Annotated in this window: 13 protein-coding genes; 6 read left to right on the plus strand and 7 right to left on the minus strand. The window is 64.8% G+C overall.

What is annotated here, in order from left to right:
- The first annotated feature begins 91 nt into the window (after window positions 1-91).
- Window positions 92-985 (plus strand): alpha/beta fold hydrolase, encoded by an 894-nt coding sequence (locus V3388_RS11830; protein ID WP_336367758.1) that lies wholly within the window; start codon window positions 92-94, stop codon window positions 983-985.
- 123 nt (window positions 986-1,108) lie between these two features.
- Window positions 1,109-2,173: an AraC family transcriptional regulator gene (locus tag V3388_RS11835; protein WP_336367759.1), complete on the plus strand. Its 1,065-nt coding sequence runs from the start codon at window positions 1,109-1,111 to the stop codon at window positions 2,171-2,173.
- Here V3388_RS11835 and queE read toward each other — a convergent pair whose 3' ends face one another.
- Together queE and queC are read right to left on the minus strand one after the other, a co-directional pair.
- Window positions 2,174-2,830 carry a 7-carboxy-7-deazaguanine synthase gene (gene queE / locus V3388_RS11840; RefSeq protein WP_336367760.1) on the minus strand — a complete coding sequence of 219 codons (657 nt, stop codon included), beginning with the start codon at window positions 2,828-2,830 and terminating at the stop codon, window positions 2,174-2,176.
- The gene (gene queC, locus V3388_RS11845; RefSeq protein ID WP_336367761.1) at window positions 2,830-3,495 is read right to left on the minus strand and encodes a 7-cyano-7-deazaguanine synthase QueC; all 666 of its coding nucleotides are present in this window, start codon (window positions 3,493-3,495) and stop codon (window positions 2,830-2,832) included. Before queC ends, queE begins: the two co-directional genes overlap by 1 nt.
- A gap of 157 nt (window positions 3,496-3,652) precedes the next feature.
- On the opposite strand from queC, the gene V3388_RS11850 reads away from it, so the two are divergent.
- Window positions 3,653-4,165 (plus strand): 3'-5' exonuclease, encoded by a 513-nt coding sequence (locus tag V3388_RS11850; protein WP_336367762.1) that lies wholly within the window; start codon window positions 3,653-3,655, stop codon window positions 4,163-4,165.
- On the opposite strand, the gene V3388_RS11855 is transcribed toward V3388_RS11850, so the two are convergent.
- Window positions 4,134-4,370 carry a hypothetical protein gene (locus V3388_RS11855; protein WP_336367763.1) on the minus strand — a complete coding sequence of 79 codons (237 nt, stop codon included), beginning with the start codon at window positions 4,368-4,370 and terminating at the stop codon, window positions 4,134-4,136. The two genes, V3388_RS11850 and V3388_RS11855, sit on opposite strands and share 32 nt — an antisense overlap.
- Window positions 4,371-4,924: 554 nt before the next feature.
- Here V3388_RS11855 and V3388_RS11860 point away from each other — a divergent pair.
- Window positions 4,925-5,197: a hypothetical protein gene (locus V3388_RS11860; protein WP_336367764.1), complete on the plus strand. Its 273-nt coding sequence runs from the start codon at window positions 4,925-4,927 to the stop codon at window positions 5,195-5,197.
- 20 nt (window positions 5,198-5,217) lie between these two features.
- Here the strand turns inward: V3388_RS11860 and V3388_RS11865 are convergent, their stop codons facing one another.
- The 3 genes from V3388_RS11865 to V3388_RS11875 are packed head-to-tail and all read right to left on the minus strand — an operon-like array spanning window position 5,218 to window position 9,770.
- Window positions 5,218-5,628, minus strand: coding sequence for a response regulator (locus tag V3388_RS11865; protein WP_336367765.1), 411 nt, complete (start codon window positions 5,626-5,628; stop codon window positions 5,218-5,220).
- A gap of 19 nt (window positions 5,629-5,647) precedes the next feature.
- Window positions 5,648-6,190 (minus strand): hypothetical protein, encoded by a 543-nt coding sequence (locus V3388_RS11870; protein ID WP_336367766.1) that lies wholly within the window; start codon window positions 6,188-6,190, stop codon window positions 5,648-5,650.
- A gap of 55 nt (window positions 6,191-6,245) precedes the next feature.
- Entirely contained in the window at window positions 6,246-9,770 is a 3,525-nt protein-coding gene (locus V3388_RS11875; RefSeq protein ID WP_442915641.1) for a response regulator, read from the minus strand.
- Between the two features lie 117 nt (window positions 9,771-9,887).
- Between V3388_RS11875 and V3388_RS11880 the strand changes: the two genes are divergently transcribed.
- Window positions 9,888-10,904: a hypothetical protein gene (locus V3388_RS11880; protein ID WP_336367767.1), complete on the plus strand. Its 1,017-nt coding sequence runs from the start codon at window positions 9,888-9,890 to the stop codon at window positions 10,902-10,904.
- 13 nt (window positions 10,905-10,917) lie between these two features.
- Here V3388_RS11880 and V3388_RS11885 read toward each other — a convergent pair whose 3' ends face one another.
- Window positions 10,918-11,193: a hypothetical protein gene (locus tag V3388_RS11885; protein ID WP_336367768.1), complete on the minus strand. Its 276-nt coding sequence runs from the start codon at window positions 11,191-11,193 to the stop codon at window positions 10,918-10,920.
- 253 nt (window positions 11,194-11,446) lie between these two features.
- On the opposite strand from V3388_RS11885, the gene V3388_RS11890 reads away from it, so the two are divergent.
- Window positions 11,447-11,791 carry a hypothetical protein gene (locus V3388_RS11890; RefSeq protein WP_336367769.1) on the plus strand — a complete coding sequence of 115 codons (345 nt, stop codon included), beginning with the start codon at window positions 11,447-11,449 and terminating at the stop codon, window positions 11,789-11,791.
- Window positions 11,792-11,799 lie beyond the last annotated feature (8 nt).

The raw sequence follows: 11,799 nt of genomic DNA on the forward strand, positions 1-11,799 counted from the left end.
CCAGCCTGCCCCCGGGCAACGGCAACTGAGCCATCACCCGGCGGCCATGGCCGGCTATACTGGTCCCGGACCCATTGACCCAGGACCCGATATGACGCTGACCCCCAACCTCTGGCCCGCCGCCCGCACCGGACAACGCTGGCTGCTCGGCGCCCGCCGCCGGACCACCACCATCGACAACCACCGCATGGTGTTCTGGGAGCGCGGCCGCCCGCAACCGGGCATCCCGAGCGTGGTGCTGATCCACGGGTTCGCCTCCATGAAGGAAAACTGGGCGTTCTGGCTGCAGAAGCTGCCCAAACACTGGCACCTGCTGGTACCGGACGTGCCCGGCCTGGGCGAAAGCGACTATCAGGCCGCCGCCAGCTATCGTTACGAGGCCCAGGCCGATCGGTTCGCCCAATGGCTGGACGGACTCGCCCTGAACGACCTGCACCTGGCGGGCAGCTCCATGGGCGGCGCCATTGCCGCCCTGCTGGCCCACCGCCTGGCCACGCCGCCGCGCTCCCTGACCCTGCTCAACAGCGCTGGCATCCCCGAGCACCCGGACACCCCGGCCGACGCTCCGTTCGAGTCCGACCGGGACGGCCTGTTGATCCCCCGGGACTGGCGCGGCGTCTACCGGATGTTCAACAGCGTTGGCAGCGGCAAACCCACCGCCACCGGCGTGGTCATGGCGGGCATTCTGGGCCCGGACCTGCTCCGGCGTACCGAGTCCCTGCGCCATATTTTTGCTGACATGCTGGCGGATCCCCTGGCGCCGGTTCGGTACCTGGGCCCGTCGACACCGCCCATGCTGGTGCAGTGGGGCGACCGGGACGTGATTACCCCCACTCGCTGCGTCGATTGGTTCGCCAAGGCGACACCGGCGGCCAGGGTGGAGGTGTTCCGGGGGGTGGGCCACCTGCCCATGGTGGAAGTGCCCGGCAAGTCCGCCGGCGTGTTCCGGGCGTTCGTGGAACAGCACCAGACACCGGCCGCCTGACAAAGGGGCCAATTGGCCCATCGGGCCGCCCGCCTCGTCAGTCGAGCCATGGTTATCGGATGACCATCGGGGATAATCCAAGGAAGGACCCCGCATAACAACAACGACTGAACGAGGAACGTCATGCGCGCTAACGCTTCGACGGCCCAGGATCTGGGCTTGCCGGCCATTTACCTCCACACCCTGGCGGAACTGCTCAGCACACTGGGTGTGGATCAGCAGGCACTGCTGTTGAAGGTGGGCCTGGACCCGCAGCGCCTGGCCTCTCCGGAACTCCGGGTCAGCCAGGCCCAGGCCAGTGAGTTCGTCACCCGGGCCATCATGGAGAGCGGCGAACCGGGCCTGGGAATTCTCATGGCCCGGGAAATGAAGCTGCCGCTGCACGGCGCCCTCGGCACCGCCGTGATGAGCAGCCGAACCCTGTCGGACAGCCTGCAGCTGGTTACCCGGTTTCTCGCCCTGCGTGCGCCGCACCTGCGCATCGAGCGCCAGCGGGTTGGCCCCGACGCACACTTCCGGGTGACCTGCGGCGTCGACCTGGGGCCTCTTCAGGGATTCATCCTGGATACCGTGCTGTTTGGTTTCGCGTTCATGGGCCCCCAACTGACTGGCACCGCCATCACCGGCGCCCGCATTCGCCGCCGCTGCGCCGAACCCCACTACTTCCAACGCTTCCGTCAGACCCTTCCGGTGCCGGTGGAGTTCGGCGCGGACGAAGACGCCATGGTGATTCCGGAAAGCAGCCTCGAGCTATCGGTACGGTTCACCGACGATCAACTGGCGGCTGCCTCCCGAGCCCAGTGCGAGGACGCCCTGCGGCGCCTTACGGCGGACGCCGGCTTTGCCTGCCGGGTTCGACGAGTGATCGAAACCAGCCACCCGTTCCCGCCGAAACTGGCCCGGGTGGCCGGCACCCTGTTTGTCTCCGAACGCACCCTGAAGCGCCGGTTACAGGAAGAGGAGGCCAGTTTCCAGAACCTGGTGGACGAGGTCCGGCTGGAGCGGGCCAGAGAACTGCTGACCAGTACCCGCCTGAACCTGAGCCAGATTGCCGACGCCCTCGGTTACGCCGACGCTGCCAACTTCACCCGGGCGTTCAAGCGGTGGACCGGGGTCAGCCCCAGCCAGTATCGGGTCGAGGCGCAGGACGCGGCGGCCACGCCCGTGCGTTCCCCGGCACTGGCCTGATCAGTCAATGCCGATGAGTTTGTGCATTTGCAGAGTCAGGCGCCAGCGCGGGTGCGCCAGGCAGTAGTCGGTGGCCTTGCGGGTGTTGCTCTGGCGAACCGGATCGTCCGCCGGGGAGGACGGCGCGGGCGCCGCCATGGGCGACAGGAAATAGTGCCGGGCCCGAATGTGTTCAAACCGTTCCGGCATGGCCAGCGGCTGTGGAAACACCACCTTCAGCTCGTCGCAGGCCTCGATCACCACCGGCGCGTCCGCCTTCGGGCTGACGCACAGCCAGTCAATGCCCGCCGGTGCCGGCAGGGTGCCGTTGGTCTCCACACCCACTTCGAAGCCCCGGTCATGAAACGCCTCAATCAGCGGCTCATCGAGCTGAAGCAGTGGCTCGCCGCCGGTGCAGACGACGTAGGGCGTACCGGGGGCATCCGGCCACAGGTTCCGAATGTGGTCCGCCAGCGCGGCTGCGGTCTCGAAACGCCCGCCGTTCTGACCGTCCGTGCCCACGAAATCGGTGTCACAAAACGAGCACACGGCGCTGGCACGGTCCGCCTCGCGGCCGTTCCACAGGTTGCACTTGCTGAACCGGCAGAACACCGCCGCCCGGCCCGCCTGACCGCCCTCGCCCTGAAGGGTATAAAACGCCTCCTTGACCCGGTACATCAGGCGCTCGCCTCGTACATCAGCGGGTCCGTGACGCCGTTGGCGGCGAACGCCTCCAGCCGTTCAACGCAGGCGCCGCAACGGCCGCACGCCTGTTCGCGACCGTTGTAGCAGGTCCAGGTCTGGCGATAATCCAGCCCCATGGCCAGGCCCCGGGCCAGGATCTCGCCCTTATCCATCGCCATGAACGGCGCCGCCACACCGACCGGCTCGTAGTTGGCCACCCGGCAGACCGCATCCATTTTTTCGACAAACTCCGGCCGGCAGTCCGGGTAGATGGCGTGATCGCCACCGTGGGCGCCGTACCAGACCGCCTGCGCGCCCACCGTCACCGCGTAGCCGGTGGCCAGGGACAGCAGGATCATGTTGCGGTTGGGCACCACCGTGGACTTCATGGAATCCTCCTGGTAATGCCCCTCCGGCACCGCCAGATCCGACGTCAGGGACGAGCCGGCCATCACTTCGGCCATCGCCCGGATATCAATGACCTTGTGGGGAATACCCAGGCGTTCACACACCGCACGGGCGCAGTCCAGTTCCCGGACGTGGCGCTGGCCGTAGTTGAACGACAGGGCGTGCACCGCGTAGCCGTCGGTTCTGGCCTGGTGCAGCAGGGTATAGGAGTCCATGCCTCCGGAGTAAATCACAACAACGGTGTCAGTCATTCAGGCTCCTGGATCCGGTGGCGGGCCACCGGGTGTCATCGGATGTTTACACGGCGTGGACATATTGTAACAGTGGCGCGGCCGGTTGGGTTCGCGTCCTGGCGATCGGGGGGTTAAACTCGATGGATGACCATAAAGACCGTATGAAACGAACGACATGACCAGCCAGTGCCATCCCGCCTTCATCGATTTCGAGGCGTCCAGCCTTGATCTGATCGCAAGCTACCCGATCGAGGTGGGTATCTGTATGCCGGACGGCGAGCTGCACAGCTGGCTGATCTGCCCCCACGTGCTCTGGCAGGACTGGTCCGAGAGCGCCGAGCAGATTCACGGCATCAGCCGGGCCCGGCTGCAGGCGGAAGGCACCGAGGTACGGGACGTAGCCCACCAGCTCAACCGGCTACTGCCGGAGCAGGTGTACTGTGACGCCTGGACCTTCGACAGCTTCTGGCTGCATCGGCTCTACAAAGCCGCTGGCGTGCGCCCCGAGTTCCAGCTCGAGTCCATCTCCATGCTGCTGAACAGCCAGCAGGTCCGGCTCTGGTCAGGCCTGCGTCAGCAGGTGATCACCGATCTGGGCCTGCCGGTTCACCGGGCCGCGAACGACGCCCTGATCCTGCACAGCACCTGGCAGCGGATTATTTCCCGTGACGCTGCCGTAGCACCATAAGCTGCAGGCCGTCCTTGAAGGTGTGCAGCGTCCAGTAGCTGGCCAGGGCCATCAGCACGGCGCCGAGCACGGTGAAGCCGAGGTCATCACCCACGCGCTGGCCGCGGGCCAGCACCAGGTAAACGGCAAGCGCGGCAATCACCGCCACTTCGACGAAAAAATCAGACCGGAATTTCAGGGTGGCAGATCCGTTGTCATCGGACATGATCGGGTGTTTCAACCTCCGTTGGATAAATCAGCAATGTGATGTGTAGTGTGCGAATTATCCCGCAACGGGGGGCCGCCTGTCGGTACGCAGTAGCGGCTACGAACATTCCGAAAGACCAAAAAAAACGCAGCCAGAAGGCTGCGTTGAAAAAAGGAGAGATCCATAGACACCCGGCTTGGCGGGCGTCGCGGATTGCACAACGTAAAAACACGTGACTCGATCATTATCGTCTCGCCGCCGATCGCCGTCTGTACGGGTTTGCCGAAGGCGGCGGACGCTTGCAAAGCGGCGGTTTGCCGATACACTGGAGTCGAATCACACAACGCTCAACACGCGTAACGGAAGGCAGGCATGGCTCACCACTCACTGATCAACATCGCGACGACCGGTCTCAAAGGCCAGTCCGCCCGCGTCATGGTGAAAGATCGCTAACGGCTTCCGAATCGTCCCGGGGGCCTGCGGCGCAACCGGGAACAGATCTCCTGAAACCCCGGTTGCCCTTGGCGTCGGGGTTTTCTGTTTTTGCGGACGCAAAACAAGGGGGATAGAACATGAGACGACAACCGACACCCAGGGCCGGCAACCCCGCAACCAGCAGTCGCCAGGGTCCGATCAAGCGGCCAGAGAAACTGCCGCTGCTCGATGCGATCTGCAAGAAGCTGAACCAGCGGGTCAACCTGGACGACGAGCAGCGAGTGCTAGGGCTTTACGAGCGCGGCTGGATCTTTAAAGGCGTGCTCAGTTCCCTGGACGGGGCCGAGGCCCGGTACGTCCGGGCGCTGGCCACCCGCTACAACTCCTGGATCGCCAAGCAGGTGGCTTGAGGCGATACCCCGCAGCCGGGTCAATGGGCCCGGCTACCCTCCGGCGGCACGGCATCCTCGCCGTGCACAGTGGCGTAGTTGTTCACCACATCCAGAATCTTTTCCTGCGAATAGGGTTTGACCACGTAGCCGTTGGCACCGGCGCTGATGGCTTTCTGGATACTGTCGATGGAGTCATCGGCGGTCACCAGCACCACGTGCTGCTCCGGGCGTTGGGCCTTGAACGCCTGCATCAGATCGTGGCCGTCGCCATCCGGCAGGCCCAGATCCAGCAGCACAATGTGCACCGCCTGCTCCGCGTAGGCGGCTCGCCCGGTCGCCATGTCCTCCGCCTCGGTAACCCGCGTGGCGCCCGCCTTGTACAGCATATCCACCAGGCGCTGGCGCATAATGGGCTCGTCTTCCACCACCAGGACTTTGAGTTCGCTCATCAGCACTCTCCAGAAAACGTTACAGACTGTCGTTGCCGGAACGGCGGGGCAGGTCCAGCGGTGCCGGCCGGGCCCGGTTGGTGGATGAATCGCCATCGCGCGCGCTGCTACCGGCGCGAGTCACGTCGCCAAACCGGGTCAGCAGGTTGCTGATACTGACCGCCGTACTGTACAGGGAGATGGCGATGATCAGCAGGACTGGCTGGGCAAACGCCACGAACCCCGGCACCGTGGCGTTGCCGACGATGCTCAGCATCAGGATGATGGCCGGCCCCAGCACAACAAACAGGGTGAGCGCGATGAAGAACACGATGCGCTCCTTGTAGCGGCCCAGGTCCCGGTTGCTGACCAGACCCAGGACAAATTTGCCAATGGCCAGGCCCGCCAGGATGGCGGCGGCAATGCTCAGGTCAGGCTGCAAAAGCGTGTCGTAGAGTCGGCCATCCCACAGCCGCTGCATGCCGATCACCAGAAAGGGGAACAGCACGAACAGGATGTCGGCGTAGGTACCGTACATCATGCTCAGGGAATGCTGTTCGCGGTCGTTGTCGCTATCTGCCATGGGGCGCTCCACCAAGTGTCGATTGTCCGTTTTTCTGCGGCCATTGTCTGCGTGCTCAGGCCGGATGGGTCAGCGCGCGGGCCATCATTTCATCGAGGGCGTGCCATTCGCTGCGAACCCGGTCCCAGTTCGGGGTTTCCACCTTCAGTTCGGCCTCCAGGGCGCCGGCCTGCCGCGTCATGGCGGGGTAGCCCATGGCGCCGGCGGTGCCTTTGATCTGGTGAGCCTCGGAGCGCAGGGCAGCGGCGTCGCCCTGGCCCAGAGCGGCCTTCATCGCCTGCCGACGCCCGGGCAACCCGTCCAGAAAGCGGGCGATCAGATCGTTCAGGCCGTCATCCACGCTGTCTTCCGGTGGGCTTCCGGCAGGGGCCAGATACCGGGCCAGCAATCGGTTCAGGGCGTCCGCGTCCACCGGCTTGGCGAGCACGTCGTCGCAGCCTGCCTCGGTAAGCCCGTCCGTCCGGTCACCGGCACTGAACGCCACAATCGGCCGTCGGAAGCCCGCCTGGCGCAGCAGCCGGGTGGCCGCCTCGCCGTTCAGGCCGGGCATGTGCTGATCCATCAGCACCAGGTGTACGGTATCGGCCAGGGCGGTGCGCACGGCGTCATCGCCCCGGCCCACGGTGACAACCTCCAGGCCATGCCCGGTCAGCAGGCGTTCCACCAGCGCGCGGTTGTCGTCGTTATCCTCGGCCAGCAGCACCCTGCCGGCGTAGTATGCCACCGCGCGGTTGGTATCCAGCGGGGCGGCCACCAGATAGCGGGACAGCACCTCGTAAAACCGGCGCTTGTCGATGGGCTTGGCCAGGTGATCATTGCAGCCGGCGAGCCGGTAATCGGCAATATCCTCGGTCATGACGTTTGCGGTCAAGGCGATCACCGGGGTGTTGATGCCGGCCTCCCGGAGGGCGGCGGTGGCATCCCGGCCGTTCATTACCGGCATCTGGATGTCCATCAGAATCAGGTCGAACAGCTCCCGGGTGGCCCGCTCGAGCGCCTCCGCGCCGTTATTCACGTGCACCAGCTCAGCCCCGGTCCGAGACACCAGCAGCGACACCAGGCGCCGGTTCACGTCGTTGTCCTCGGCGCAAAGGATGCGGCCGGTGAGCGCCGGTGCCAGCACCATGGGCATCACCCGGCGACGCTGCTGCAGCTCCGACGCATCCCGCAGGAAATGCACGCCATCCAGCGCTCCGGTGCGGATGCTCAGTTCAAACTCGCTGCCCTCGCCCCAGGTGCTGCTGACCCGGATATCGCCGCCCAGCAGCTCCGCCAGCCGCCGGGAAATGCTCAGGCCCAGGCCGGTGCCGCCATATTGCCGGGAGATCGCCGCGCTGCCCTGGGCAAACGGGTCAAACAACCGGGCCATCTGTTCGGGCTTCATGCCAATGCCGGTATCCACCACCTTGGCCATCAGCCGTTCGGCGGCGGTGTCGCAGCGCACGGTCAGGGTGATGGCGCCCTTGTCGGTAAACTTCAGAGCGTTTCCGCAGAGGTTGATAATGATCTGGCGCAACCGCGTCGGGTCCGTGAGAATCTGCTCGGGCAGGGGAAAATCACAGACGATCCGGAAATCCAGCCCCTTTTCCTGGGCCCGGGGCAGGAAGAACGCCCGCACCTCGTCCAGCAGCTCCGGAAGGTTCACGGGGACCACGTCCACCTCCAGTCGGTTGGCGTCGATCTTCGAGTGGTCCAGGATGTCGTTCACCAGGTCCAGCAGATGCCGGCCGCTGCGCACCACCGTTTCCGCGCTGCTGCGCTTCTCCGTTTCGGTCAGGTCGGTGTCCAGCAGGGTCTCCCCGTAGCCGATGATGGCCGCCAGCGGGGTTCGGATCTCGTGGCTCATGTTGGCCAGGAACTGGCTCTTCGCCTCCGCCGAGTTTCGGGCCAGCTCCTTTTCCAGTCGCTCCTGCTCCCGCTCCCGTTCAATCCGCTGGCGCTGGTGGCTCTCGGTGGCGTCGATGAACGTGCCCTCCAGATGCGTGGGCGCGCCGTCATCATCGTATACAGCGTGCAGGGACAGGCTGGCCCATCGAGGTTCCCCCTGTCGGGTCTCATAGCGAGCCTCGATGCCCTTGACCGTGCCCCGGGTCTGGAGCTGATCCACCACCAGGCGCCGCACCCGCTCGTCCGGGAAGCAGGTGTCCAGAACATCGGGATCGTCCCGCAGCAGCGCCTCGCTGGAGGGATAGCCGAGCATGCCCGCCATGGCGGGATTGGCGGCCAGGAACCGGCGGTCCACGGACATCTGGAAAATGCCCTCCACCGCGTTGTCGAACAGGGACTGGTAGCGGCCCAGGTTTGACAGCGCCCGCTGGCTCCAGCCCAGGGCTTCGCCTTGTACCCGCTTGATGCGGTCCGCCAGCGAGAAAGAGAACACGATGATCTGGGCGGTCAGGCCGATCTGTGGTGAGTACATGGTGAAGGCGTTCAGGGGCAGGTAGCCGGTGACCGTCAAGGCGTAGACACCGAAGCCAACCAGCGCCAGGGTCCAGGCAAAGAAGTAGGAGCGGGCGGCCGGGTTGTAGTAGCGCCAGGCCAGGTAGCTGACGGCAATCATGATCAGGCTGAGCAACACCGTACCCAGTACGATCCACTGCATGGCGATGTGGTAAGGCAGGAAGAAGCACAACACGAAGGTAACGCCTACCGCGTAAAGACACAGGCGAATGATCTGGTCGAGGTCAGCGGAGTGCTCCCGGGTTTCCAGCAGCGCCCGGGCCATCAGCAGGCCCCAGAACCAGGTCATGACAATCTGCAGGTGCAGGTAATCCTTGTCGAGCAACGCCGGCCGCTCGTCAAAAAGCTGAGTGCCGTGAACCTGCTCGGTGGCAATGAAAATCACCGCAGAGACCAGGTACAGCACGTAGTAGATGTTGCTGCGCTCCCGCACGGACACAGCCACGAACAGGTTGTAGGCGAGAATGGACAGGATGGCGCCCAGAAGCAGCCCGCGCACCACTTCGTCGACGGACACCTTGGCAATGTAGGCGTCCGGGTGCCAGAGGGTAATGGGCAGACGGAAGGTGTTGGTGGTCTGTACCCTCAAGTAAATGCGGGTGACTTCTCCCGCCGGCAGGCTCAGCCGGAAGGTGGGGTTGGGCACCGACAGATCCCGTTCGCTCCAGGTGTCGTTGTAACCGGCGTTGGCCCGGTTGACCACGTCGCCGTCCCGGACCAGGTATTCGGCCACCTGGTCAACCAGCGGCAGGGCCAGTTCCAGAATCCAGTCCGAGGTGCCTTCGGCGCCGGTGGGTTTCAGATCGATACGGGTCCAGTAGGCGGATTCGGTATAGCCGAAGTTGAGAATACCGCCATCGTGACGGGTAAAGGCCTCATCCGGCAGGGCCATGACGTCGCTGAGGGTCAACGCCCGGCTGGCGTCCTCCAGGTAGGCAATGCAGCCACCCAGCTCCTGGATGCTGCTGGTCTGCGGCGCCACTTCCAGCACGCCGTCCTTGCAGGGGCCGGCCCAGGCGGCACCGGACACCAGGGTCAGCGCCATCACCAGAAGCAGCAGCCACCGCCCCCTGGCCGATAACGCCCGCTCAGGAACGGGAAGAAAAAGCCGTTGCCGCAAAATGTGATCTCCACGCGGGTACAACGCGGCCTTATGGGTTATTGTCGCCGCCAGTCGCGTTCACTGTAGCGCCAAACGCGCACCTCTGCACCCTCGCAACGCCCGGGACGTTCAAAAATGAGACACTCCTGCCTGTTCGCCGCCGTTCCCGCCATTTTCCTGGGTCTGTCCGGCTGCGGTGCCGACAGCGGCGGCGGCCCCAGCTACCCTAATCCGGCCACCGACGTCGACCTCGCCCTGCGCAGTTTTGCCCTGGAAGACCAGAGCGGTCTGGCACCGGTGCTGCCCCGCACCATTTTCCGAGACCTGTACCGGGCGATTGAGCCGGCGACCGACGGTGCGGACCAGGGCTTCGCCGATCAGCTCCAGAGCTACCTGGACACTCTGATGGGGCTGACCCCGAACGCGGAGGGGACCGATTACGTCCGCGCCCGCAACCCGTTGGATCTGATGAACGAGGTGATCACCTCCGGGCAGGTGGACAGTTTCAACGATGGCCGCGCACTGGTGCGCCGGGCCCTGAACAACGGCGACGCCGCCAACTACAACACGCCGGCCAACGACGCCCTGATTCGGTTCACCGAAACGGATCCGGACAGCTCGACGCCACCGGAAGACCAGGCGTGGCTCTACCCGCTGCTCGACTGGAAGAGCAATCCGGACATCAACCGGATCTTCCGGGCCTTCCAGTTTATCGCGACCAAACCGGCCGACCCCGCCGGGACCGTGCCGGAACTGAAAAGCGCGTTCTGGAGTGCCCGTTACGCTGGAAATAGCTTCGGCACCTCCGGCTACAACGCGCCGGAGTATGCGGCCACAGAAATCACCGGGCAGACCACCGGCAGCCTGGAGCTGCTACAGGAGTTTGTGGGGGACCAGCGCGACACGCTGTCGCTGACCAAGGGTACGACCGGGTCACCCGGTATCACGGTGAACGGCCAGACCCCGGACTGCATTCGGGTCGATATGGACTACCAGAACGAGAAGGTTCATGTGTACGCGTCCACCGGGGAACCTTCAACCACTACTACGGACGGCAAAACCACGGCCAACCCGGCTTACTGTGGCAACCAGCGCAGCGGCGATGAAGCCCTGCTGTATGACGCCACCCCGGTGATGGCCCGTTCGCAGTAGCGCGTTCGGCGCCTCAGCCGGGGCGCCGGCCCAGGTCCCAGTGCTCGAGAAAGCCGCGCTTGCGATCGAGCAGGCGCTGGTAAGTGGCGGTCAGGATATCGGCGTGGGGGGAAGGATTCTGGCGCAGCAGCGCCAGCCGGCGCTCCAGCTGGGCCACTTCGGCCTGCACCTGCTCGGACACGTGGCTGCGCACGCTGTCGTGCTGGTCGAGGCGCACGGCACGTCGATCCGCCGGATCGAGATCGCGCCGGAATTCCGGGGAGAGAGGTGTTCGGGGGTTCCATTCCATGGCGTTTCGTCCGTTGAGAGCGCCTCATCCTTTGAGGGCGCAAGTTTCTGATCCTGGGGTCAGCCAAGACGCATCGGCTTCTTGAACTGCGCACAGTGTGCCAAGGGGCCGGCGGACCCGCAATAAAAATGAACACACTTTCACTTATTGTGTGCACGGCCTCTGGTTACTGAGACGCGCCAGGCCCTGCTATAGTTCCCTTAGTCCGGCCATCGTTCGGTCGCACCCGCCCATTCGGACCCGTGAGAGCGCCATGACCCAAACCACCGTTGCCGATACCCTCCGGGAATACCAGTCCCTGCTGGAGCTGCTGGACGACGCCTATTGGGAGGCCAGCCGCATTCACCACAAGGACATGCTCTACGACATCATCAGCATCCTCAGCCAGGAAGTGGCGGAGATCAACAAGCTGAGCGTGCAGGACCATCACTACCCCTACGAGATCGTCACCGAAGGTATGCGGCGGTTGATTCCCAAGCTTGAACGGCTGGATGAGTACCGGGAGGACGTGATCCAGCGGACCCAGACCCTGACCGATTTCCGGGACCTGCTGTCCTCGGTCCTCGGCATCCTGGAGGCCCAGGTCCGCACGCTCTAGGGTTGCCC

Source organism: Marinobacter sp. C2H3, assembly GCF_037080155.1.
Taxonomy (GTDB): domain Bacteria; phylum Pseudomonadota; class Gammaproteobacteria; order Pseudomonadales; family Oleiphilaceae; genus Marinobacter.